This window comes from Reticulibacter mediterranei (assembly GCF_016587455.1).
Genome location: NZ_BNJK01000001.1, coordinates 2,793,297 through 2,818,438, shown reverse-complemented (window position 1 = coordinate 2,818,438; position 25,142 = coordinate 2,793,297). Strand labels below are relative to the sequence as shown.

Here is a 25,142-nt window from a genome sequence, read left to right as displayed (position 1 = left end):
AGGCAATCTGTCCTTACGAGGAAAATGAGTCGCTGGTTTCTATATTTGTCTCTGAATGTCGGTGAGAAGCAGCAAAAATTGCTTCGTGGGAAGATCTTTAACAACTGAAGAGTGGAAAACCATACAGTAACTAGTGTCGAGATGTGATGTCACATGCACATAGTTCCTGTCAAATAAGAGTTTCTGCGAACAACAGCCAAGTACATTGTAACTTGAGCTGGATCGCAACTTGACATGCATTTTGCCCATCGTCCGAGCGATGATGGTCATGATAAAGAAATTGGATGGCGAGTTTGATCCTGGCTCAGGATAAACGCTGGCGGCGTGCCTAACACATGCAAGTCGAACGCCCTTAGCAATAAGGGAGTGGCGGACGGGTGAGGAACACGTGGGTTATCTACCTCCGGGTGAGGAATACCGGCGAGAAATCGCCGACAATACCGCATATCCTTCGCACGAAGGAAAGCTCCTTCGGGGGCGCCGGGAGATGAGCCTGCGGCTGATTAGCCAGTTGGTGGGGTAATGGCCTACCAAAGCGACGATCAGTAGCTGGTCTGAGAGGACGATCAGCCACACTGGGATTGAGAACGGCCCAGACTCCTACGGGGGCAGCAGTGAGGAATTTTCGGCAATGGGGGCAACCCTGACCGAGCAACGCCGCGTGCAGGATGACGGCCTTCGGGTTGTAAACTGCTTTTCTTTGGGACGAGCAAGGACGGTACCAGAGGAACAAGCCCCGGCTAACTACGTGCCAGCAGCCGCGGTAATACGTAGGGGGCAAGCGTTGTCCGGAGTTACTGGGCGTAAAGCGCACGCAGGCGGTCTCTTAAGTTTGGAGTGACAGTTGGTGGCTTAACTGCCAAAGTGCTTTGAAAACTGAGAGACTTGAGGGCTTCAGAGGGACACGGAATTCCGGGTGGAGTGGTGAAATGCGTAGAGATCCGGAGGAACACCGAAGGCGAAGGCAGTGTCCTGGGGAGTACCTGACGCTCAGGTGCGAAAGCCAGGGGAGCGAACGGGATTAGATACCCCGGTAGTCCTGGCCGTAAACGATGACCACTAGATGTGTGGGGTATCGACCCCCTACGTGTCGTAAGCAAACGCGATAAGTGGTCCGCCTGGGGAGTACGGTCGCAAGATTAAAACTCAAAGGAATTGACGGGGACCCGCACAAGCAGCGGAGCGTGTGGTTTAATTCGATGCAACGCGAAGAACCTTACCAGGATTTGACATGCTTGCGCACCGCCCGTAACGGGGCGTGCCCGCAAGGGACGCAAGCACAGGTGCTGCATGGCTGTCGTCAGCTCGTGTCGTGAGATGTTGGGTTAAGTCCCGCAACGAGCGCAACCCCTGTCGTTAGTTGGATTTCTCTAGCGAAACTGCCACTCTCAAAGTGGAGGAAGGTGGGGATGACGTCAAGTCAGCACGGCCCTTACATCCTGGGCGACACACACGCTACAATGGCCGGGACAACGAGTCGCCAACCCGCGAGGGGGAGCCAATCTCAGCAAACCCGGTCTCAGTTCAGATTGTAGGCTGCAACCCGCCTACATGAAGTTGGAGTTGCTAGTAACCGTGAGTCAGCACATCACGGTGAATACGTTCCCGGGTCTTGTACACACCGCCCGTCACACCACGAAAGTCGGCAACACCTGAAGCCGCCAGGCTAACCCCTTGTGGGAGGCAGGCGTCGAGGGTGGGGTCGGTGATTGGGGTGAAGTCGTAACAAGGTAGCCGTACCGGAAGGTGCGGCTGGATCACCTCCTTTCTAGGGAGCATTGATGAGGCGAGCTTCTTCAAGAAGTTCATCCAGTCCTCATCGACTTCCAGGTCGGTCAGGAACGAGCATGAACAGGCACACACCTGGCATGGCAGACTGTAGGGTTTCCACTCTCCAGGGGTTGGGGATCATATTCCCACCTGATGTACTTGAACAACTGCATAACGATATTGCTTCAATTTTGCTGAGGACTTCAGCAAGAGAAGAAACCGAGAACCATTCCATCAACAGAGGAAAAGACAAGAAGAACGAACAAGCTACACAGAGGACAGGGTGGATGCCTTGGCGCTTTGGACCGAAGAAGGACGCGGAGACCGGCGAAACGTTCCGGGGGAGCTGCATGCAAGCGTTGATCCCGGAGAGTCCGAATGGGGCAACCCCTCCAGAGTGATGTCTGGAGACCCACATCTGAATCCATAGGGTGTGAGGAGGTCAGTGGGCGAACTGAAACATCTCAGTAGCCCGAGGAAGAGAAATCAACCGAGATGCCCGGAGTAGTGGCGAGCGAAACGGGAGCAGCCCAAACCGTTCCTTCGCAAGAAGGGGCGGGGTTGTAGGACCGACAACAAGCAAGTTTGGTGTACTTGAACAGGCTGGAACGCCTGACCAGAGCGGGTGAGAGTCCCGTAGAGCAAGCACCGAGCAAGCGGGTCGGGATCCTGAGTACCACGAGACACGTGCAATCTTGTGGGAAGCTGGGGGGACCACCCTCCAAGGCTACCTATCCAAAGCGACCGATAGTGAACCAGTACCGTGAGGGAAAGGTGAAAAGCACCCCGAGAGGGGGATGAAAGAGTCCCTGAAACCCTGTCCTTACCAGCAGTCAGAGGTCACTGTATCGTTGCGATACCAAGGACTAATGGCGTGCCTTTTGTAGAATGATCCGGCGAGTGCATCGGCGTCGCCTGGTTAACTCTCGTTAAAGAGAGGGAGCCATAGGGCAACCGAGTGTGAAGAGCGCGTCTGTGGCGTCGATGCGACCCGAAACCGTGTGAGCTACCCATGAGCAGAGTGAAGCGAAGGTGAAACTTCGTCGAGGCTCGCACCCACCAGTGTTGCAAAACTGGGGGAGGACTTGTGGGTAGGGGTGAAATGCCAATCGAACACGGAGATAGCTGGTTCTCCCCGAAATGTATTGAGGTACAGCCACCAGAGAGCATCTGTTGGAGGTAGAGCACTGTTTGGGCTAGGGGCTAAGTGCTAGTTACCAACCCCAGGCAAACTGCGAATGCCAACAGCATAGACTGGTGAGTGAGACGGCGGGGGCTAAGCTTCGTCGTCAAAAGGGAAACAGCCCGGACCACCGGCTAAGGTCTCCAACTCAATGCTCAGTGTCAAAGGCAGTCTCTGCGCAATAACAGCCAGGATGTTGGCTTAGAAGCAGCCACCATTGAAAGAGTGCGTAATAGCTCACTGGTCGAGTGCAGAGGCACCGACAACGTAGCGAGGCTCAAGCATTGGACCGACGCCGTGGATTATCACCTTCGTGGTGATAATGGTAGGGGAGCGTTCTGCGTGCCGAGAAGCCAGATCGTGAGGACTGGTGGAGCGCGCAGAAGTGAGAATGCCGGAATGAGTAGCGTAATGTCTGTGTGAATCAGACACACCGAAAGCCTGAGGGTTCCTGGGCACCGTTGGTCGTCCCAGGGTCAGTCGGGTCCTAAGCCGAGGACGTCAAAGTCGTAGGCGATGGCAAGCAGGTAGGATATTCCTGCACCGGAGACGGTCGTTATGAGAGAAGGGGGGACGCGGTAGGGAAGGTGATCCCAGCAAGTGGACAGGCTGGGTGCCTTGTCTGAAGCGCGTGATCGAGGCAAATCCCGATCACACATCGCGTGACAGCAGGGCCGAGTCCGCGCAAGCGGGCGGTAGTCATCGGTCCCCAGGCCGCCAAGAAAAGCCTCTATCCAGAACGTTCTCCGCCCGTACCGCATACCGACACAGGTAGGCAAAGAGGAATCTCTTCAGGTGAACGAGCGACCCTCTGTTAAGGAACTCGGCAATTTGACCCCGTACCTTTGGAAGAAGGGGGGCCTTAGTAACTTCTAGTCTTCGCGACTGGGGGTGAGGAGGCGGCACAGAATAGGCCCAACCGACTGTTTACCAAAAACACAGGTCTCTGCCAACACGAAAGTGGATGTATAGGGGCTGACTCCTGCCCAGTGCCGGAAGGTTACGAGGAGCGGTGTGCGTAGCTGCGAATCTAAGCCCCGGTGAACGGCGGCCGTAACTATAACGGTCCTAAGGTAGCGAAATTCCTTGTCGGGTAAGTTCCGACCCGCACGAAAGGAGTAACGAGTTGGGCGCTGTCTCAACAGAGGACTCGGCGAAATTGAAGTACCCGTGAAGATACGGGTTTCCCACGACAGGACAAAAAGACCCCGTGGAGCTTTACTACAGTTTGGCCTGGATACGAGATATGGCGTGCGTAGGATAGGTGGGAGCCGGAGAGACCAGCCTTGTGGGGTTGGAGGAGGCAGCAGTGAAATACCACTCTCGTGATGTGTTGTATCTCATCTTTACCCATGATCTGGGAAGGAGACAGGGCCAGATGGGTAGTTTGACTGGGGCGGTCGCCTCCCAAAGAGTAACGGAGGCGCTCAAAGGTTCTCTCAGGGTGGATGGACATCACCCGGACAGAGTGCAAAGGCACAAGAGAGCTTGACTGCAAGACGGACAGGTCGAGCAGGGACGAAAGTCGGACTTAGTGATCCCACTAACCCGCGTGGAAGGTTGGTGGCTCAACGGATAAAAGCTACCCCGGGGATAACAGGCTGATCTTGCCCAAGAGTTCACATCGACGGCAAGGTTTGGCACCTCGATGTCGGCTCGTCGCATCCTGGGGCTGGAGTCGGTCCCAAGGGTTGGGCTGTTCGCCCATGAAAGCGGCACGCGAGCTGGGTTCAGAACGTCGCGAGACAGTTCGGTCTCTATCCGTCGTGGGCGTAGGAAGAGTGAGGGCAGTCATCTTCAGTACGAGAGGACCGAGATGGCTTGACCGCTGGTGTGCCAGTTGGGGGGCCTCCCCCACCGCTGGATAGCTATGTCAAGAAGGGATAAGCGCTGAAGGCATCTAAGCGCGAAGCCGCATCCAAGACGACTCTTCCCATCTCTTCGTGAGATCAAGATCCCAGAAAGAACATCTGGTCGATAGGCTGTCTGTGGACACCTGGTAACAGGCGCAGCCAAGCAGCACTAATGATCGTACGGCTTGTTGTCACCCGTTGTCTTTCTCCTGGTTGATGGGCATGGCTCGGTTTCGCTCTTGCCGTCGTCAGCAAAATTGAGGCAATATCGTCTTTGCAGTTGTTTATGGTACTTGTCAAAGGGGTTCGCTCTGATATATAAAAAGAGCGAACCTTTTTTGATTACTCACTTGTTAGTACAGGTCGGGCGTTATGCTAATTGACTTCCATACCCATATATTTCCCCCTCATATCTGTCAACAGCGCGCACTCTATTGCGCACGCGATCCCTGGTTTAATGCTCTGTACAGCAATCCACGTGCTTTTATGGCTACCGCCGAAGATCTGGTTACAGAGATGGATGCCTCTGGCGTCGATGCGTCGGTTACGTTCTCGTTTGGATGGACCGATCCTGGCTTGATCGAGGAGACTAACAGCTACGTCATTGACGCGATGCGCCGTTTCCCTGGCCGCATCTATGGCATGGCCGTACTACAACCTACCGCTGGTAAGCGCGCATTGCGTGAATTGGAGCGTTGTGCGCAGGCGGGTATGATCGGCCTGGGCGAATTGATGCCTCATGGACAGGGGTATAAATTAAGCGATATTCAGTTGCTCATGCCGTTTATGGAAATCGTCCGACACTATCAATTGCTGGTCCTCTCACATTGCAGCGAACCGGTCGGACATATCTATCCAGGCAAAGGCGATGTCTCCCTTCAAGATATCGTGGCGTTTCTAACGGAATTTCCTGATATACGCTTTATCGCTGCCCATTGGGGTGGAGGTCTGCCCTTCTATAACCTGATGCCAGAAATCCAGCGCATCGCCGCCCATGTGTGGTATGATACAGCCGCAACCATCTATCTCTACCGCAACACTATTTTCCCTGTTGCGGAACAACTGATCGGCACCGACCGTATCCTTTTCGCTAGCGATTACGGCCTGTTACGCCAGGGGCGCGTTATCAAACATATTATGCAGTCCGGGTTAAGCGAGTCGTCTGTGCGCATGATCTTAGGCGAAAATGCGCGTATATTATTAGGATTGCCGGAAGAATAACTAGAAATCAGAGCGAGTTATGCGAGTAGTTTCTCTGGGGAGCGGCAGCAGTGGCAATGCGCTATTGATCGAGGCGGGACCACGGGGGCGCACGAAGTTGCTGGTCGATGCAGGCTTTAGCGTAAGAATAATCGCTGAACGCCTGCATAAAATCGGCGTTCACCTGACGCAACTGCAAGGAGTGCTGATAACACACGAACACAGCGACCATGTTCTCGGCTTGCCAACTTTGATGAAGCGCTATCACATACCCGTCATCACGAATCCTTCAACTTATGCAGTGATTGAAGAGGGACTCGCGACTGGCATGTGGCGCTCCGATTCGGGGAAACTTGTCTCCTCCCAGAAAGAAACGATACCGCTGATTGACCCGGCCAATGATGCGACCGCTGACATCAGTACACAGGATCAGGACGGCGCATTATCAGCAGAGCCGGCCATAGTAGATGTTAGTAGCACACCAACACTCTTCTTGCCGTTGGAGGTTGGTGCAAGCCGCGTGATTGGCGATATTACAGTGACATCTTTCTCTATTTCCCATGATGCCGTTGCTCCTTGTGGTTATTTGCTCAGCGCTGGTGGTTGCCGTGTCTGCGTCGTGACCGATAGCGGAGAGGTTACACCTGCAATGCTCGATATGATGCGCCTGGCTGACCTGCTCATATTGGAATCGAACCATGATCGTGAACGGCTGTTGCGTGGTCCCTATCCTTACTATCTCAAGATGCGTATCCTCAGTTCTACTGGACACCTCTCTAATGATCAGGCGGCAGAAGCAGTGCTACGAACATGGCGAGGCGATAGCGTGCGCTGGCTCTGGCTCTCTCACCTCAGCCGCACGAACAACACTCCCACTCTGGCTCTCGGCCATATGCGAATGCGGTTGAAAGAGGCTAGAGCCAACCTTACCCAACTGCATATCTCGGTCTCGCCTCCGGGCATGGGCCATACCTGGGACTCTACGCAGCTCTGGCATACTTCTTCGCTCTGGAATATGCCAGGATAAACATGTTTCGTGGATTGAAATGAAACAGATTATACGCGTGTTGCCACATCCTGGGTCAGTGCCAGTCGCACGCGTTGTATGGCTGGCTTGGCTTGTAGCGACTCAAAGAAGCCTGCCGCCTGCTCGAAATGATAACGTGCGCGACTGAGATCGGTGTTGCGCTTGTTTTGTCGGGCACCGGAAGCGGCGCGGCATTTATAGAGCAGACCCAGCTCATAGAGCGTATTGCCAAGTTCCCAAAGTATATCCAGCACTTCGCAGCGGCGCAAGCTCTGACGCAGATCATCCTCGGCCTGCGACCAGTTTTGTTGTTCACGGTACATGCGCCCACGTGCCCGTAAAGCGATTGCCAGGCTTTTCCGTGCGCCCGACTCATCTGCAACGGCGACAGCTCGTTCACAGAGGTTTTGCTGTGTCTCGGGAGGCTCGCCCATCACAACAGACAGCTCAGCGAGCGTGGCCAGCACCTCTGGCGATGGCATCGGCTCGCTGGCCTGTAACTTCTCTTTGTAATCGGCGAGGGCGCTTGCCCAATCCTCGCTTGCCAGATGAATTGCATGCATATGGGAGGAGAGCGATGTTTGTGTATCGGCATGCTGGTCCAGTATGCGCCTGTACTGTCGGGTATATTGGTCACCTTCTTCCTGTTCCCCGCGACGATAGGCGATGGTTGCCAGCGTTTCTAGCGCCCAGAGTTGCGCCTTTTCGCCCTGTTGATAGTGTTCGGCAAGCTGTAATACGTCATGTGCAACCTGTGTGGCATTGTCCCAGCGGTTCCATTGCCGCCATGTTCGCATGCGCCAGATCATACTACTGAGCAACATTTGTGGACTCTCCATCGTCTGTGCATTGCTCCAAGCGCGACCAAACCAGGTCAGAGCAGTAGAATAATCAGCCACCTGTTCGTGGACCATGCCCAGCGAGAGATAGAGGTCGTATAGCTCCTCGCGTTCGGTCAGGCGGCTCTCCAGTTGCTGACGGCGATGTTGCAGTGCGTGGGCATTCTGGTATTTATGGTAGTGGGTGTAGATAAAGCTGAGGGCGTCCAGGGTGAGGGAGAGCGCATAGGCGTTATTCAGTTGTTCGGCAAGCCGCAACGCTTCATGGCCGCTCTCAAGCGCGCTTTCGGCCAGAGCCACTTTCTGTGCGCTATCCACCATCTCTAGCTGGCGGCTATACCAGAAAGCTTGATAGGTCAGAAATGCCACGCGCTCACTGCTCTTTGGCCTCTCTGTCGTCAAATGCAGTCCTGCATCAATGTATGAGCGGATCTCTTGAAGATGAGGCTGGATGACAAAGCCACCAAGCCAGCGCGTCGTCAATTGGGCCAGACGATCATAGAGATCGAGCAACTCCTCATCGGTGAGCAGTGGAGCCTCCTCAGAGGTTGCCAGCTTGAGTGCCTTGCGGTATGCATGCCATGCTTCCTCTCGATCGCCACGCTGGAAATAGGCGTCGCCTAAGCGCTCGTGCATGTGTATCAAGGCACCCGGTTCTGCCTCGCTATCGCTCAAAAGTTCAAAGGCATCACTGTATGCTTGCAGAGCGCGCAGCGTGTAATAGCTGTGCAATGCCTGATCGCCAGCCAGCGTTAAATAATTGATGGCCCGGCGGCGTAACTCTGGCCGTGTCAGCGGTATGATCGGTGCTGCCTGATCGAGTGTAGTATTGCCTTCAATGGCATTGATCGAGAGGCTCACAGACCAGCTTGCCAGCGCTTGCTGATAGTGATAGGCCAGCAGTTCGGTGTAAGCGGTTCTATCGTCGGCTGTTTTTTCCTCTAGCCAGAGCGCCAGTTGTGCATGCTCCTGCGAGCGGCGCATTCGTGGGATATTATTGTAAACCACATCGCGAATCAGGATGTGCTTAAAGATAAAAATGTGATCCTGTTCAATTGGGCTGCGAATCTGCTTTTCGGTTTCAATGATAAAATCTCGTTCGATGAGCGAATCAATCGCCGTGACTAACGCCTCAGCACTGATATCGGGGGCCAACTCGCGCAGTGCAGACAGCCAGAAGGTGCGGCCAATGATGGCGGCATGCTGCAAGACCAGCTTTTCTATCGGGTTCAAGAGATCGACGCGGGCCGCGAGGACGCCCTGGATGGTATCGGGAACTCGCGGTAATGGCAGTGTATAGTGCATGTTAATCAAGGTATCATCGGGATGGTCGCTGGCCGTCAGCCAGTCGTTGAGCAGCGCATCGTGATGCAACTTGAGTTGCCAGCGCTCCTCTCCATGCTCATGATCCTCCTCGCTCACCAGTAAACCCTGATCGATAAGCATGCGCACAATCTCTTCCACAAAGAAGGGATTGCCCTCTGAGCGTACCAGAATGGTGTAGCGCAACACTGCTGGCAGGTCGCTATTGTTGAGCAAGGTATCGATCAGTTCGCTGCTCTCCTCCTGTGAGAGCGTTTCCAGTTCAATCGTCGTAAAATTGCGGCGTCCACCACCCCAATCGCGCCGCCGCTCAAAGAAGTCCGGTCGCGCGGGACAGAGAAAGAGAATCGGTACATTCGTAATGCGGTCTGTCAGATATTCTAAAAGGTCGAGCAGCGCTTCGTCGGCCCATTGGAGATCGTCAACGACAATAATCAAAGGCTGAACCTGGGCAAGCGCTTCTAAGAAGACGCGCCATGCTCGCAGCAGCGGCACCTGTGTTCCTCCCTGTTTGGTGCTCACACCGTAAGCATTGAGCGGAAGATCGCGCCTGTGCTTCTCCCGCTCAACCGGAGCTTTGTCGTTCATTTCGCGGCCCACGCTGCGTATGATGGTGCTGGCGATCTCTTCGACCGATTCGCTCCGCTTTGACCTGTCCAGCGTCTCCGCTACAAATGTCACAAAGCGCTGTTGCAGCGTTTCATAGCTTTCACTTTCGGTTACATTGAGCAGAGAGCGCACGATTTCGAGAAGGGGCCAGTAGGTGATGCCTTCGCCATACGGTGGGCAGCGTCCTTGTAGAACTCTGGGAGGAACGAGAGGTGCAGCTGATGAAGCGCTTTTGAGCTTATCTTGTTCCCGTGCAATAAATTCGCGTACCAGCCGTGATTTTCCTATGCCCGGAGCGCCAAGTATGGTGATGAGGTGTGGATGGCGTTCGGCCCGCACACGGGCGTAGTTGGCATGCATGAGGGTGAGTTCTAATGAGCGCCCCACCAGACGTGCCTGACGGCCCTCAATTCCTCGTGGATGTTGACTAATGGCGGGAGAGGACTTGCATAGTCCAAGCACCACGCTGGCCGCAATTGGCTCCGGTTTGCCCTTCAGATGGAGTGGCGCGATGGGGCGAAACTCGAAAACAGCTTTGGTGGTGAGATAAGTTCGTTCTCCTACCAGAATCGTGTCGGGCGTGGCCGCCTGCTGCAATCGTGCCGCCACATTCACCGCATCGCCGGTGATTAAAAAGTCTCGACGCTGGTGTGTCTGATTGCTGGGTATTGCTACCTCACCCGTATTGATGCCGATGCGCATCTGTAAGCGCGTGGCCTGGAGATCCTGGGCTAAACGCAACTCGTTAAAGCGAGCCAACGCCACCTGCATGTCGAGGGCCGCACGTATGGCGCGATCTGGATCATCCTCGTGAGCGATGGGCGCTCCGAAAACGGCCATCACTGCATCCCCGATATATTTCTCGACCGTGCCTCCATGTTTGCGGATCTGCTCGGCCATAAGATTGAAATAGCCGGTGAGAATAGCGCGCATATCTTCGGGGTCCAGGCGGTCGGCCAGGGGTGTTGAGCCGGTAATATCGGCAAACATGATCGTGACAACGCGCCGCTCTTCTGGCGGCAGCAATATCTCAGCTGGCGCAGTTTTTGTTGTTGCGCTTGCCTCTACTACTTTGCCATTTTGTTGAGCGAGGGCTGTTCCGCACTCAATACAGAACTTGGCAATCGGTGGATTCACCGTGCCACAGTTCGGACAAACGACGAAGCGCGTGCCACATTCGAGGCAAAACTTCGCGTTTGGGGGATTCAACGTTTGACAGTTGAGGCAGCGCATAAAAAACCTGTCTTTGCAGTGTTACTGGCTTGCGTAGGTGAATAAGGAATGATAATCCAGCTCTATTGTACAATATTTTGTGCGAAAAGGGGAGGGAGCGGGTTCGTGAGAATTGAGAGGGCAATATTTTATGCGGAAAAGGGAGAGTAGGGGTGAGTTCAATAAGAGTAGAGAGAGCGTGAAATGCAAAAATGGGGATGCTCGTGAAGATGTTGAGGGCTGTAAGATACACTTTAGAGGGGACGTAGTATCATATGAATAATACACAAAGCAGCCTGGAGGCACAAAGAAACTTGCAAGAAAGGAGCCGCATCGATGGAGATAGTGGTCTTGTTCGAGGTGGGACTATTTAGTTTTGTGCTTGACGATTACTTCATAGTTGCGTACTATGATGGCTGACGGAAGGGAGAGTTATTATGTTACAAGAATTTCTGGTGGAAAGCCGTAGCTACGATCAGATGCTACGCGGTTCGTGGAAGGCGTATAAGCTGAGCGAAAATGAGCGGCTTGGTGATGAACAACTGGTGGATGATGCAAATCGAGGAGGCACGCGCGTCTGGCTGCCTGCTGGTACTCCCATGCGCTGGGCGACCGGGACACGGCCGTTACGCTCGAACTGCCTGCAATTCTTCTGGCCTGATCGCTGGTATATGTTAAGTGCTTTTTACAATGGTCGTGCTTTGATACATACGTATGCAACGATTATTCAGCCAGCATCGATCTTGCTCGACCGTCTGGCTTATGTTGATTTAGATTTGAGCATTCTGGTAAAACCGGACCTTTCTTATGAGGTTTTGACGCAGGCTGAATTTGAGCAGGCGGCAGAGCTATTGCATTATGACGAAGAGACGCGGATTGGAGCATTGATGGCTTTGCGTACGTTGACCAGCTCCATTCAGCGCAGCGTTGGCGTCTTTACGGTTGTACCGCAGCGTTTACAGCAGACAGATTTTCACCTGGCAGCCGAGTGCGGCGATAAATCCTAGTCTTATTGGTATCTGCCAGCAAAAGGAGCCTGATATGCCCAGACGCATCGATCATGTGGCTATCATCGTGCGAAATATTGAGCAGGCGTTGACCTTTTATCGGGACACGCTGGGCCTTCAGCCGCGTGCGATTCAGGATGTGCCGAGCGAGCAGGTACGTATTGCTTTTCTTCCTCCAGGCGATCCCGGGGGGAGCGAGATCGAGCTGATCGAGCCAACCTCGCCCGATTCCAGTCTGGCGAGATTTTTAGAGAAGCGCGGCGAGGGCATGCATCATATCTGCCTCGAAGTGGAAGATATTGATGCGGCCCTGCAAGAGATGCAATCGCAGGGCGTACCTGTCCTTGATCGAGAACCACGTACCGCAGCTGAAGGACGTGCCATCTTTCTCCATCCCAAAGGAACTCATGGTGTCCTCTTAGAATTGCTTGAAAAGCCTCATGAACCGGCCTGATTACGTTATTCATACCGAGGGGATATCATATGAGCGAGCATGAAGTTGCCAATCGGAAGCAGGCAGAGGAACAGCCCGCCTTATCAGGACGAGGGTTGAGTACAAATCGTGTCGAGGCGCTTGCAGATGGGATCTTCGCCGTTGCTATGACGTTGCTGGTGCTAGATGTGCATCCTCCGACCGTTCGGCAACCCCCTGATGTTTGGTTCTTCAGCGAATGGCCGCGCCTGTTTGCCTACGCGCTCAGTTTCATGTTGCTTGGCGTCTATTGGGTCAGCCATCATGCGCATTTTCAGTACATCAAGCGCAGCAATCGTACGCTGTTATGGGTCAATATTGTCTTTTTTCTCTTTATTTCGCTGATCCCCTTTTCGACATCGTGGCTCGCTGATAGCGTCGATTTAGAATATACCAGGCCGATTCCAGCAGGCACGACGGCCCTGATTTTCTATGGTCTGCACCTGATCGTGATTGCGGCGCTGATTGCCCTGCACTGGTGGTATGGCAGCACAAATCCTCTACTGATTGGCGGTAAGGCACCAGATCGTCACTTCAATCTGTCCGTCTATCGTCGTATAGCCATCTCACCAGTGATATGTCTGGTGGCGATTGCGTTCTCATTTATCCTGCCCATTGCCAGTCTCATTTGCTATACCCTGATCCCCATCGTCTATATTTTTCCGGGCCACGTTGACCTCCACTGGACGCGTGCAAACCACCATTAACAGGCGAACCACTTTTTCGCACTGTCAAAAGCACCTCTTGACATTCTTTGAAATTGGCCTTATACTGAAATTAGTTTCAATTCTAACTAATCGATGAAGCGTTTCGTAATCAGGAAGTGAGGCCGTAGCACATTCATGTTCGTCAGCGATAACAAGGTCAGGACGTATTTGAGCCTGATCGGTCAGCGCACTAAACACCTGATGGATCAGCGATTGCTGCCTTACGACATCACGCCTCAGCAGGCGCGCATCATCGGTTTTGTCTGTTCGCGGCAAAGGCAGGGAACCATCGTTAACCAAAGGGATATCGAGGAGGCCTTTGAACTGAGAGGTTCGTCTATCACTAGCCTGTTGCAGGGGCTTCAGCGCAAAAACTTTATCGTTCGTCATCCCGATCCCGATGATGAGCGCAGAAAAATCGTCACCGTTCTCCCTAAAGGAGAGGCGCTTATGAGTGAGTTTGAGGTCGTTTTTCACGAGATAGATGAGCGAATGATGCAGGGGATCGCCCCGGAGCAACAACAACAGCTTGTCCAGGCGCTGGAGCAAATGGCGCGCAATTTAGCATAGGAGAATATATTCTCTTTTTTGTGTGGAAAATTAGAATTCTAACTATATCAATTCTACCTATTCAGCAAAAACAATGCTTACCGAATTGATGAGATCTTTATGGAGGAAGATACAACTATGGCACAGAACAAAACTCCCCGCATCGCAATTATTGGTGGTGGCCCCGGCGGTTTGACGCTCGCACGTATACTTCAGACTCACAATATTCCCACGACAGTTTTTGAACGAGAGAACAATCCTTATGAGAGACCGCAGGGAGGTACACTGGATCTACACTCTGAATCCGGTCTACTAGCTGTACACATGGCCGGACTTGATGAACAGTTTAAAACCATTGCGCGCTACGAAGATCAGGAAGGATCTTTGTTGAGCAAAGATGGCGAGAAGCTTTTCAGCAGTGACGAAACGGAGGATGGGGAAGATCGCCCGGAGGTTGACCGTACCGCCTTGCGCGCTATGTTGCTAGACTCAATGGTTCCCGGCGTTGTGCGTTGGGGCTATAATTTACGCTCTGTTCAGCAGCTAGACGATGGTTCGTACGAGTTGCTGTTTGAGAATGGGTTGACCGAAACATATGATCTGGTCGTTGGCGCAGATGGGGCATGGTCGCACGTTCGCCCCTTGTATCGAGTGCAACTCCCACATATACAGGCGTGACGTTCATTGAATTTGGCCTCGACGATGTAGATCAGCAACATCCCATTCTGGCTCGGCTGGTTGGACATGGCAGCATGTTTGCCCTGGCAGATAATAAAGGTTTGATCGCCCAGCGCAACGGCCATGCTCACATCAGGATCTATGCGGGGATGCGTATTCCCGAAGGATGGGAGACCATCACCGGTTTTGATGCCAGCAATTCCCAGATCGCGCGCGCCTGGCTGCTCAATCAATTCTCCGGTTGGAGCAACAGCCTGCTTGCGCTGATTCATGAATGCAATAACCGTTTCGTGGCTCGTCCGCTCTACTCGCTGCCCATCGGGCATCGTTGGGATTTTCGCCCGGGCGTCACGCTGCTAGGCGATGCAGCGCATCTCATGTCGCCCTTTTCCGGCGAGGGAGTTAATCTGGCGATGTTCGATGCGGCAAAGCTGGCCGAAGCAATTATTGAGTACAGCACGCTTGAAGAGGCCGTTTGCGCCTATGAAGGGCCAATGTTTGAGCGTGCAGAGATCGCGGCCAGAGGCGCGAACGAGGGGTTGGCTAAAGCTATTGCTCCCGACGCACCAGCCGGTACGCTCGCTTTCTTTCGTGAGGTGATGGCAGCCCAGTCTGAGCAATAGAGCACTCTTTCCTGGAGAGATCATGAGTAATAACAACAATCTGTAAAAATATACATCTACGAAGGATGAATGAAAGCATATGAATACTATCACGCGAAGAGAAATGTTTGCCGATGGCTTAACAGTGCGTGTTGACGAGCAGGGGAGCGGCCATCCCATTCTGATCCTGCATGGCGCTGGCGGCCCACAAAGCGTGGCCGGTTTCGCTGCGGCCCTCGCTGAACATGCGCATGTGTTTGTACCAACCCATCCCGGCTTTGCGGGGGAGCCGCGCCCTGAGTGGTTCACGGGTGTTGACGATATCGCGCTCACCTCGCTCGATCTGCTCGAACGGCTTGACCTACATGACGTTATCGTCATTGGCTTCTCCTTTGGTGGTTGGATCGCTGCCGAGCTTGCCGTGCGCGCAACAACGCATCTGGGTGGTCTGGTTCTCGTTGACGCAGCCGGTATCCAGGTCGAGGGTTACGAGATTACCCCTCCTGCTCAGGGACCGGCACGCAACAATCAGCGATCTCAGCCGGGACAACTGAGTCCTGAGCAGGCGGCAGCTCGTGCCGCGACCATGCAGACGCTCGCCGTGTATGGAAAAGATAGGATGTACGATGTGAAGCTGCGTCGTCGGCTGGCTCGCGTGAAGGTTCCTGCCCTGGTGGTCTGGGGTGAGAACGATACTATCATCCTGTCCGGTTATGGACGTGCCTACGCCGAATCGTTGCCTAATGCTCGCTTTGAACTCATCCCAGAGGCTGGTCATCTGCCACAAATAGACCAGCCTGAGCGTTTGCTCAGCGTGGTGCGCGAGTTCCTTGATAGCATCGCAGTGTCACGCTAGCATCTCTGCCGAGATGGAAATATCCCTATGAGCACTCGGGCGGCAAAGAGGGTTGAGGATGGCATTCTAGTCACGCACGAGCATGGAGGCGGAGCCACCGATTGCAGTGCCGTGCCTCCATGCTCAGGGATCGCGCTTGCTTAGCGCAAAACTTTAGGCATGCTCGACTGCATAGTGCAACTGAACGATGTCGTTGCCAAGGGACTGAAAACCTAACAACTTGACCTCTTGATACTGATAGCGGTCCTGATCGAGCAAAAGGTTGAGCCCCTTTCCCTCCAATGCCGGAACCACATTGAAGATCAGCTCATCCACAAGTCCCTGACCTAAAAAGGCATTGTGCAGAGCTGCACCACCCGCCAGGAGCGTAGTGGTATACCCTTTGGCTTGCAGATAGGTGAGGGCTTCTTTTGGTGAGCTCACCACCTTCACGCCGGGGATTTCTTCGATAGTCTGGGAGACGAGGACCATGTCTATTTCACCCATGTTGCCCCCGCCGCTTGTCGCCAACTCCTCAAACGTTTTCCGCCCGACGATAAAATTCCCTGTAGCCTGGGCGCGTGCCAGGAAATCGCCGAATGCCTCCCTATGGGACGAATTTTCCGCGCTGATTTGCGCAAAGTTCCCATTGGCAACCAATGTTGCCCACAGAATGATCTTCATAATATTTCACCTTTTCTATGCAGTCTGTCAAAACATCATGCTGGTCAATTCGACTTGCCATATGCGTCATAGCCTGCTGCACATAAATGGAAACTCCAAAACCACCTTCTGATGCGATTACTCTTCCTCGGGTTGGCTCGATCGTGTCAGCGCACCACTGTAGAGGTAGTTGTTTGTTGGCTGCTGACCGGTGAGCGTGGTGGTTCCTGCCCGAAAGGCATTTATGTGTTTGCCGTCGTCGGTCACAATCGCCCAGTAGTGGAATGAGATATCACCGCTGGCTAGATGGCATGTCTGTGTGGCCGGATCGAGTTCGGCGGTGTTGCCCCGAACGGCGAGTGTCCAGTTGCAGCCATCGGGCGTGTGAGCCAGGATAGTGCTGCGGTCCTTTTTAGTGAACTGGATGCTCCCTTGTTCAGGGAAGGCGGTGCCATGGTCCGTAGCTACCACGTTCGTCAGAGTATGGAAGTCCGCTGGATCGTAGCTAAACGTGCCGAGGAAGCGTGAGAAGGACTCGGTTCCGCCGACACCATTGACTCTGGTGCGGGAGCCGGATTTCATCGGAGCGATGAGGTCGATGCCATTGGGCTGATGACTGATGGCAACAATCTCCTCGTGTTCCTTATTGCCGTCCACTGTGACCGACCATTTGGTGATGTTGCCTACAGAGCCGACGGCGGGGTTGAAACACTCCTGGGTGGTTGATGAGAGTTCAAGATCAGTAGCAGTGACCCGGAAATTCCAGGTGCACCCCTGGTCAGTATGTCCGTTGACGGTGCCGTGCGGGCCTTCTGAAAACAGCACCCAGCCGACCTGGGGTAGCTTCAATGGCAGAGGAAGTTGAGAGCCGCACTGGCCTCCGCCGTCTGGACAGGACAGCACTCCAACGTTGTTCAAGGTCGTCAGGTTAGGCTGATCGTAGTTCCAGTAACCCAGGTATTTCTGCATGCTCGGGGCAGGCGAGGCAGAGGCCCGAGTGAGCCCGTATGAGGCGCCTACTGCCACCGCGAAAAGGGCGACCAGGCCGAAACGCAGAGCAATGCGTATCCACGCGCGACCGCGCGGTCTAGCGTGCATGAGTCGTTGTGAAAATGACATGACTCCTCCTTCGAGAAGATTGCGCCTACCACAGGGGGATAGGCAACGGAACAGCTTTGTGACGGTAGTGAAAAGAGCGTAAATGACTGTCTGTGAGTGGAGGCCGACCTTGCGCCCGCCGATCAGCGCACTTGAGGTCGTTCACCACAGCACTCTCGCTTTCCTTTTCGATGCGCAAAAAAATGGAACCGAATAAAAGAAGCGAAACTACGCATATGCGTTCCATTACCGTCAATCAAGACATCATGGGATCTTCTTCCACGACACGTAGCACAAAGCGCCCGAATCCCTGACCACTCTGTGCGTAGGCATGAGATTTGGCCGCCTCGCGCAAGGCAAACGTCTTGCCCACCGGCACCGCTAGAAGGCCCTCTTCAGCCAGTTGGACGAGCTGATCCAGGGTGGCTGAGGTTGTTCCACCGCTGGTCACAACCTGGATTCCGCGCGCTTGCACCTGCTCCTGTTCATCGGGACCCAGCTTCCCACTCGTGATCAGCGTTCCTCCATCCCGCAGAGCCACCAGGGCACTGCTCACCGGCGAGCCAGCTCCTTGCAGCACCAGGTCCATCCGCTCGGCAGGCGTCTCTGTCGCATCCATGACCGTCTCAGCGCCCAGGGAATGGACAAACTCGCGGTACGTGGCCGAAGCGATGCCAGTCACCCGAGCGCCCTTCCATTTCGCGAGTTGTACTGCGAACGCACCCATGCCCATAGAGGCGCTCTGGATCAGCACCTGTTGCCCGGCAGTTACCTTTCCGTTGTCGAAGAGCGCGCGCCAGGCGATGGTTATGCCAAGCGGAAAGGCAGCAGCCTCGATAAAGCTCATGGTCTGCGGTTTGCGCGCCAGGGAGTGAACGGGGATCGAGACATACTCGGCATAGCCACCGTGAGGAACCTGCCCCAGCACCGACTGCCCGAGCAGTTCGGACGTCACTCCTGCTCCCACCGCTTCTACCACTCCTGCCACTTCCATGCCAGGAATAAATGGAAAGGTAATGGGCCGGGACTTTTTGAACATCCCCTGAGGGATGAGCCAATCAAAGGGATTCACGCCCACAGCATAGACCCGCACGAGCGCTTCGCCCTCCTGCGGGAGCGGACGGGGTGTCTCTTCCAACTGAAGCGATTCAGAATTCCCATAGTCATGTAAAAGCATTGCTTGCATCATATGCGTTGCCATTGTTGTTCTCATCCTTTTCTCTTACAGGGTTTGTATCCAATTCATCAGCGCCTGTCCTACCTCCTCGGGAGAGTCCTCCTGAGGATAATGAAGCCCGCGCACGCTGACTTCGGTTTGCATGGGCCAGGCGCAGCAAACCGCCAGAGAACTCGGGGACATGGTGCCTGGATTGGTGCGAATAAACAATTTCGGAATGGAGTTGTGAGACAGCCATTCTCCATAGATTGCAACAATCTCAGTGACATCAACAGGCTCGCCATCAAAGGGAAGCTGACGTGGCCAGGAGAGGGTGGGACGACGCCCTTCACCTGGCTCGGCAAACGGGCGGCGGTAAGCGCGCATCTCTTCCTCGCTCAAGGTGCGCTGAATGGTCGCGGGCAAGTTCACCTCGATAAACGAGTTCTGTTCGAGAACCATCTGTTCGCCCGCAGGAGAGCGCAAATTCTGAAAGATTTTGCGCCCGCGCTCGGACATCTCATCCCATTTCCCAGAGGCGACCACTGCTTCCATATAGGCGAGTCCTTTCACAGCATACGGACGACGGCAAGTCCAGTCAAAGGCCAGAGCTGACCCCCAGTCATGCGCAACAAAGGTGACTCGCTCCCGAACGTCGAGCTGCTCAAGAAGCGCATCCAGGTAGCGCCGATGCTCGACATAGGTGTAGGAATCGGGACCGCTGTGGGGCAACTTCGCGGAATCGCCCATGCCAATCAGGTCAGGAGCGATACAGCGTCCGAAACGCTCCAGGTAGGGGATGATGTTGCGCCAGAGGTAGGAAGAGGTTGGATTCCCATGCAGAAAGACAATCGGGTCGCCGCTCCCGACCTCTGCGTAGGCCATTTGTAGCCCAAACACCTCTTGAAACTTTTTAGGATAAGGAAAAGTTGCGTTAGTCATAAGAGTTCTCGTTCCTTTCTACGAACTACTCGTCTTCCGTATGACTGGTAGTGATTTCGACGACCTGTGATCTCAAGTACGAGACGTCGGAGAAAACGTCATCTCCCTGGAAAACGCTTCCTCTTCAACGAGGGACTTCACCAGGAGAACGTTTTCTCCAGGAATGGTTACTTCATAGGGAGGCCTCCCAGCAGCGTTTGCACCAGGTCAGTGACAAACTGCTCTTCGGAGACGGGGAAGGGATTGAATCCCTGAAAGTATTGGAGAAAAGCATACTGATGACAGGAGCCAAGCAGCAGCGCCGCGAATGCAAACGGCTTGATCTCTGTCTTGAGACGACCCAGACGCTGCTCAGCGGCAACATATCTGGCAACGATCTCATTGAGTCCCAATGGTCCACGTTGGTGCTCTTGCATCCAGAGGCGAAAGTGGGCCAGCAGGTCCATGTCGGCGAATAACGCTGTCTGCAATGGGAGGAGCTTTTGGTAATAGCGCATGGCGGCCCGGGCGATGTCCTGGAGATTTTCCTCAATGGAGTGCTCTCCAATGCGATCCTCCCCAACTACCGTGAAGAACTCCGGCTGATTTTCTGCAATGGCAGCCAGAATTAAGGCTTCTTTGGTCTCAAAATGGTTGTACAAGGTTCCTTCTGAGCATCCCGCAGCCTCCGCAATCTCTTTATTCGTCAGGCGAGCCAGACCCTTTGTTTGCAGCATCTGTTCCGTCGCATTTAAAATGAATTGGCGTGTTCTCATCAGAAAAACCTTTCTCCTTCCAATATCCTACGAATAAAACTGATTGGTCACTGCAAAAATATAGCACGCAATCACCCTTTTGTTACTGACCAAAAGAACAGGTTTCGCGATCGGTCTGTTGCAAAGCTGGAAAGGACAATGGCACCCCCGCTTTCTCTTGCGCTCTAGGCAGAAGAGGAAGAAGAATTGCCACTGAACTTGCTACGCCTAGACCCTGGCCACGTTGGCGTGGAAAGGGCGCTCTCAGAGATTGCCAGGTTGCGCTCGCTAATATGGTATGATGGTCAAGGCTTTACACTCGATATGACCGAGTGTATTCCTCTCTCCCAAACGACCATTGCTTGAAGGGGTGATTCTTCCAAAACTGTGCCGCGCTTATCTGCTTTGCGGTTAGAAGTCACCTTCCTTAACGTGGGGCCTTATAACGGGATATTTCCGTGCTTTTTGGGGGGATTAGAGTCGCGCTTGTTTTTCAGCATCTCCAGGGCATTGATGAGTTTGTGGCGCGTGTTGCGTGGCTCTATAATCTCGTCGATGTAGCCACGGCTGGCGGCAATGTAGGGATTATTAAACTTTGCGGTATATTCGGCGATGAGTTCTTTGCGCCTCTGCTCCGAGTCTTCGGCCTTCTCAATCTCATCTTTAAAAAGAATATTGACCGCTGCCTCTGCTCCCATGACCGCGATTTCGGCGGTCGGCCACGCATAGTTGATATCGGCACGCACATGCTTGCTGCTCATGACATCGTATGCGCCACCATAGGCTTTGCGCGTAATCACGGTAATTTTGGGTACAGTAGCCTCGCAATAGGCGTAGAGCAGCTTCGCCCCATGTCGAATGATGCCGTTCAGTTCTTGATCGGTGCCGGGAAGGAAGCCAGGCACATCGACAAAGGTGATGATGGGAATGTTGAAACAATCGCAAAAGCGCACAAAGCGAGCAGCTTTATCCGAAGCATTGATGTCGAGGACGCCAGCGAGCGCGCGTGGCTGCTGTGCCACGATCCCAACGGGACGCCCATTCAGGCGCGAGAAGCCGACGATGATGTTCAGGGCAAAATGTTCCTGCACCTCGAAAAATTCTCCATCATCGACGACATGTTGAATGACCGCCTTCATATCGTAGGGCTTGTTGGGATTATCGGGAATGATGCTATCCAGCGCCTCTTCGCTGCGCGTAGGGGAATCAGCAGGCTGAATTCTGGGTGGATCTTCCATGTTGTTTGCTGGTAGATAGCTCATGAGCTGACGGATCATGCGGATGCAGTCCGGCTCGTCGGAGCAAGCGAAATGGGCAACGCCGCTGGTAGTATTGTGGACTCTGGCCCCGCCAAGATCTTCAAATGTGACATCCTCATGAGTGACGGATTTGACCACATTTGGGCCGGTGACGAACATATAGCTGGTCTTTTCCACCATAAAGATGAAATCGGTGATGGCTGGCGAATAGACCGCGCCGCCCGCGCATGGACCCATAATAGCTGAAATTTGTGGAATGACGCCGGAAGCCAGGGTATTGCGTAAGAAGATATCGGCATAGGCTCCCAGGCTCACCACTCCCTCTTGAATGCGCGCCCCTCCTGAGTCGTTCAGACCGATTACGGGTGCCCCATTTTTCATCGCCAGATCCATCACCTTACAAATTTTCTCAGCATGTGCTTCTGAGAGAGAGCCGCCAAAGACGGTGAAATCTTGCGAGAAGACATAGACGAGGCGGCCCTCGATCTGTCCGTAGCCTGTGACAACGCCGTCGCCGAGAAACTTCTGCTCATCGAGTCCGAAATCGCTGGAGCGATGGGTCACAAACATATCCAGCTCGTTAAACGTGCCGGGGTCTAGCAACAGATCCAGGCGTTCACGAGCCGTCAGCTTGCCCTTCTTATGCTGCGTCTCAATCCGTTTTTGACCGCCACCAAGCCGGGCAGCGGCCTTGATATCATGTAATTCTGCGAGTTTCTCCTGAGTCCCTTTGGGGTGAGAAGTTTCCTGTGAGCTACGTTCACTCGTGGTCATTGCCAACATCTCCATTGATATGCAGTACAAACATCCTCAATCCTGAAGGCAGTATAGCACATGGCCGCTTGTGTCTGTGGAGAAGCGAAAGCAATGAGACCTCAACTACGTGATCTCTCCACTACGACCGGAGAGACCACATCACAGCTGTTAAACATCATCAAGAAACAGGAAGCAGTTTTCCGCTATGCACGTCGTAGATGAAGCCGCTTATGGAAATAGTATCAGGGATGAAGGGAGAGTTCTTGAGAGTGGCGATATCCTCGCGTACAGACTGCTCCAGGTCTTTGAAGGGCAGGAAGTCGATATCATCGGCGCTGGTATGAAATTCTCCCTGTAGCTTCTGGCGCAAATCCTCATTACTAAATGTGAGCATGCCACAATCGGTGTGATGGATGACAACGACGGTGCCTGTGCCGAGGAGTTGCTCAGAGATGATCAGCGAGCGAATCGCATCGTCGCTGGCCCGTCCCCCTGCGTTGCGGACGACATGTGCATCCCCTTCTTCCAATCCAAGTGCGCGGGCCGGGTCGATACGTGCATCCATACAGGTGAGGATCGCAACTTTACGGGCTGGTGGCATAGGTAAGTCGCCCTTGTGGAAGCTGGCCGCGTAGTTTTCGTTGGCCTTGAGGAATTCTTGAACGACAGTCATTGTATTTCTCCTTAACGATTAAGGATGATATGGCAGGCTTGATTACTGCCATATCATTTATTGCAATACATACGACTACAGAGGTTGCAAGTGCTTCTGATTATTAGGGTTTCTCAATAGGTGCGCGTACCAGGCTGCCCCATTCTGTCCAGGAGCCATCGTAGTTGCGAACCTGGGGATAGCCGAGCAGCTGGGTCAGCACAAACCAGGTATGCGCCGAGCGCTCACCAATGCGGCAATAGGTCACGACATCTTTATCGGGGGTAATATCTTTGTCCTCATAGATCTGACGCAACTCTTCGACCGACTTAAATGTGCCGTCAGAGTTGGCTGCTGTAGCCCAGGGGATATTTTTCGCGCCGGGGATGTGTCCGCCGCGCTGCGCTCCCTCCTGAGGATAATTGACCATATGCAGCAATTCGCCGCTGTACTCCTGGGGCGAACGCACATCGATCAGGCGGCGATTGGGATCTTTGAGGCCAGCCGCGACCTGATCGCGGAAGGCGCGAATGCTCTCATCTGCATCCTGGGCATGATAGGTTGCAGGCGCATAATGAGGAACCTCTTTGGTGTAGGGGCGTCCCTCCGCTTCCCATTTTGCGCGACCACCATTGAGGATCTTGAGCGACTTGTGACCATACTGCGTGAACAGCCAGAACGAGTATGCTGCGTACCAGTTGTTCTTATCGCCATACAGCACGATGGTCGTGTCGTTGCTGATCCCCCAGCGACTCATCAGTCGCTCGAAACCCTCTTTATCGACAAAATCACGGCTCACCAGATCTTGCACATCGACATGCCAGTCCAGCTTGACGGCACCCGGAATATGGCCGATTTCATAAAGCAGTATATCCTCGTCTGCCTCGATCAAGCGCACGTTCGGATCTTGCAGGTGATCGGCTACCCAGCTCGTATCAACCAGCGTTTCAGGATGAGTATATCCAGACATTGTATCTATTTTCCTCCTTAGAAGCCAATTGTTGACTTAGTAGATCAAGAAAATAACTGCTATAAGTATAGAAGGAAGAGGAGACACATGTCAACCGCCTGATTCATCTTTTATTGTTGCTGATGAGTCCGATGCGTTCCAGGTCGGCGAGCAGGCGTAAGGTATCTGTGATATGGTTTCCTGTAAGACGGGTAAGGTCATCTATGGTGCGTTGTCCGTCGAGCAGGAAGAAAATATGGCGATGCTGGCGCGTCAGTTTGGCTTTTGCCATATAGGATAGAGCATCGGAACCCTGAATCAGACGAAACGGTCTGTACGTTGCCGATGCATGCCCTGGCGTATGATAGGTCGGGGGGATCGGCGTCACAGGTCCAGTTGGGGGGACAATATTAGTATTATAGTTGTTGTTTGTGCCAGATGGTCTATATGTTGTCGGCGGTTGGAATGCTGGCAAGGCCGGGGGCGTGTTAAAAGCAGCAGGAGCCTGTACCGGTGGAATGGGCGTCTGGAAGGACAGTTGCTCAACAACCCCGTCTGGCAGTGGTTCGGTCGGTTGTGCTGGTATTTCGGAATCAGCCACCTGGCTATCCGACTTTGTTTCGTTATGGGTAGTGCCCCTGGGTATCATATTAGCGACAAACGCTAAAGGTGAAGCTATTTTATGGTTGGAAGCAGCTTCAGGAACAGATGGAGATGGGGCTGGTATTTCAGCCGGAGATTTTGAGGTAAAGACATACTGGCAACTGTTCCAGGTCTTCAGCCAGTTCCACGCCTCAACTCCTTTGCGTTCTCCCACTGTCGCATCAACTGCCTGCCCATGCAAAAAGTAAACAATCCCCTTTTCGCTGACACCACCTTTGCCACGTTGCACATTCATAATACCTGTTTGCTGTGTTTGTTCGACAGCTTGCAGGATCGTTTCCAGGCGATCGGTTCTCCCTTGAGGATCAAATGATGTCATCATCTATTGCTCCATTCTTCGCTGTGCAGTTGACTGCATGGATAATACGGCGGCGGTTATCCTCCTGTCAAGACAAATACTGCCC

Annotated in this window: 19 protein-coding genes and 2 rRNA genes; 11 read left to right on the top strand and 10 right to left on the bottom strand. The window is 53.7% G+C overall.

Features of this window, described 5'->3' with window-relative positions; genetic code table 11:
- The first annotated feature begins 281 nt into the window (after positions 1-281).
- The 4 genes from K3T83_RS12000 to K3T83_RS11985 all read left to right on the top strand — a co-directional run bounded on the left by K3T83_RS12000 (position 282) and on the right by K3T83_RS11985 (position 7,033).
- A 16S ribosomal RNA gene (locus tag K3T83_RS12000) occupies positions 282-1,768 on the top strand.
- 262 nt (positions 1,769-2,030) lie between these two features.
- Positions 2,031-4,999: ribosomal RNA gene (locus K3T83_RS11995) — 23S ribosomal RNA — on the top strand.
- The 16S and 23S rRNA genes sit together here, the layout of an rRNA operon.
- Positions 5,000-5,178: 179 nt before the next feature.
- Complete coding sequence (locus K3T83_RS11990; RefSeq protein WP_220203203.1) at positions 5,179-6,027, top strand: amidohydrolase family protein; 849 nt, start codon at positions 5,179-5,181, stop codon at positions 6,025-6,027.
- Positions 6,028-6,046: 19 nt separating this feature from the next.
- On the top strand, positions 6,047-7,033 hold the full coding sequence (locus tag K3T83_RS11985; RefSeq protein WP_220203202.1) for an MBL fold metallo-hydrolase: 987 nt from the start codon (positions 6,047-6,049) through the stop codon (positions 7,031-7,033).
- 29 nt (positions 7,034-7,062) lie between these two features.
- Here the strand turns inward: K3T83_RS11985 and K3T83_RS11980 are convergent, their stop codons facing one another.
- Positions 7,063-11,037 carry an adenylate/guanylate cyclase domain-containing protein gene (locus K3T83_RS11980; protein ID WP_220203201.1) on the bottom strand — a complete coding sequence of 1,325 codons (3,975 nt, stop codon included), beginning with the start codon at positions 11,035-11,037 and terminating at the stop codon, positions 7,063-7,065.
- A gap of 416 nt (positions 11,038-11,453) precedes the next feature.
- On the opposite strand from K3T83_RS11980, the gene K3T83_RS11975 reads away from it, so the two are divergent.
- The 7 genes from K3T83_RS11975 (at position 11,454) to K3T83_RS11945 (ending at position 15,887) form a co-directional block, all read left to right on the top strand.
- Positions 11,454-12,023 carry a DUF402 domain-containing protein gene (locus K3T83_RS11975; protein ID WP_220203200.1) on the top strand — a complete coding sequence of 190 codons (570 nt, stop codon included), beginning with the start codon at positions 11,454-11,456 and terminating at the stop codon, positions 12,021-12,023.
- 34 nt (positions 12,024-12,057) lie between these two features.
- Positions 12,058-12,477 carry a methylmalonyl-CoA epimerase gene (gene mce / locus K3T83_RS11970; RefSeq protein ID WP_220203199.1) on the top strand — a complete coding sequence of 140 codons (420 nt, stop codon included), beginning with the start codon at positions 12,058-12,060 and terminating at the stop codon, positions 12,475-12,477.
- 29 nt (positions 12,478-12,506) lie between these two features.
- Positions 12,507-13,202 carry a TMEM175 family protein gene (locus K3T83_RS11965; RefSeq protein ID WP_220203198.1) on the top strand — a complete coding sequence of 232 codons (696 nt, stop codon included), beginning with the start codon at positions 12,507-12,509 and terminating at the stop codon, positions 13,200-13,202.
- A gap of 135 nt (positions 13,203-13,337) precedes the next feature.
- Positions 13,338-13,772, top strand: coding sequence for a MarR family winged helix-turn-helix transcriptional regulator (locus K3T83_RS11960; protein ID WP_220203197.1), 435 nt, complete (start codon positions 13,338-13,340; stop codon positions 13,770-13,772).
- Between the two features lie 117 nt (positions 13,773-13,889).
- Positions 13,890-14,429, top strand: a complete 540-nt coding sequence (locus K3T83_RS11955; RefSeq protein WP_220203196.1) for an FAD-dependent oxidoreductase — start codon at positions 13,890-13,892, stop codon at positions 14,427-14,429.
- Positions 14,375-15,052: an FAD-dependent monooxygenase gene (locus K3T83_RS11950; protein WP_220203195.1), complete on the top strand. Its 678-nt coding sequence runs from the start codon at positions 14,375-14,377 to the stop codon at positions 15,050-15,052. The genes K3T83_RS11955 and K3T83_RS11950 overlap by 55 nt, the downstream gene beginning before the upstream one ends.
- Positions 15,053-15,131: 79 nt before the next feature.
- Positions 15,132-15,887: an alpha/beta fold hydrolase gene (locus tag K3T83_RS11945; protein WP_220203194.1), complete on the top strand. Its 756-nt coding sequence runs from the start codon at positions 15,132-15,134 to the stop codon at positions 15,885-15,887.
- 153 nt (positions 15,888-16,040) lie between these two features.
- On the opposite strand, the gene K3T83_RS11940 is transcribed toward K3T83_RS11945, so the two are convergent.
- From K3T83_RS11940 to K3T83_RS11900, 9 genes are all read right to left on the bottom strand, one after another.
- Positions 16,041-16,550, bottom strand: a complete 510-nt coding sequence (locus K3T83_RS11940) for a dihydrofolate reductase family protein (protein ID WP_220203193.1) — start codon at positions 16,548-16,550, stop codon at positions 16,041-16,043.
- 117 nt (positions 16,551-16,667) lie between these two features.
- The gene (locus K3T83_RS11935) at positions 16,668-17,627 is read right to left on the bottom strand and encodes a hypothetical protein (protein WP_220203192.1); all 960 of its coding nucleotides are present in this window, start codon (positions 17,625-17,627) and stop codon (positions 16,668-16,670) included.
- Between the two features lie 256 nt (positions 17,628-17,883).
- Positions 17,884-18,828 (bottom strand): NADP-dependent oxidoreductase, encoded by a 945-nt coding sequence (locus tag K3T83_RS11930; RefSeq protein ID WP_220203191.1) that lies wholly within the window; start codon positions 18,826-18,828, stop codon positions 17,884-17,886.
- A gap of 21 nt (positions 18,829-18,849) precedes the next feature.
- Positions 18,850-19,725, bottom strand: a complete 876-nt coding sequence (locus K3T83_RS11925; RefSeq protein ID WP_220203190.1) for a haloalkane dehalogenase — start codon at positions 19,723-19,725, stop codon at positions 18,850-18,852.
- A 167-nt stretch (positions 19,726-19,892) separates the two neighbouring features.
- Entirely contained in the window at positions 19,893-20,480 is a 588-nt protein-coding gene (locus K3T83_RS11920) for a TetR/AcrR family transcriptional regulator (RefSeq protein WP_220203189.1), read from the bottom strand.
- A gap of 419 nt (positions 20,481-20,899) precedes the next feature.
- The gene (locus K3T83_RS11915) at positions 20,900-22,492 is read right to left on the bottom strand and encodes an acyl-CoA carboxylase subunit beta (protein WP_220203188.1); all 1,593 of its coding nucleotides are present in this window, start codon (positions 22,490-22,492) and stop codon (positions 20,900-20,902) included.
- 160 nt (positions 22,493-22,652) lie between these two features.
- Positions 22,653-23,147, bottom strand: a complete 495-nt coding sequence (locus K3T83_RS11910) for a beta-class carbonic anhydrase (protein WP_220203187.1) — start codon at positions 23,145-23,147, stop codon at positions 22,653-22,655.
- 103 nt (positions 23,148-23,250) lie between these two features.
- Entirely contained in the window at positions 23,251-24,096 is an 846-nt protein-coding gene (locus K3T83_RS11905) for a sulfurtransferase (RefSeq protein ID WP_220203186.1), read from the bottom strand.
- A gap of 103 nt (positions 24,097-24,199) precedes the next feature.
- The gene (locus K3T83_RS11900) at positions 24,200-25,060 is read right to left on the bottom strand and encodes a DUF4388 domain-containing protein (protein WP_220203185.1); all 861 of its coding nucleotides are present in this window, start codon (positions 25,058-25,060) and stop codon (positions 24,200-24,202) included.
- Positions 25,061-25,142: the final 82 nt, after the last annotated feature.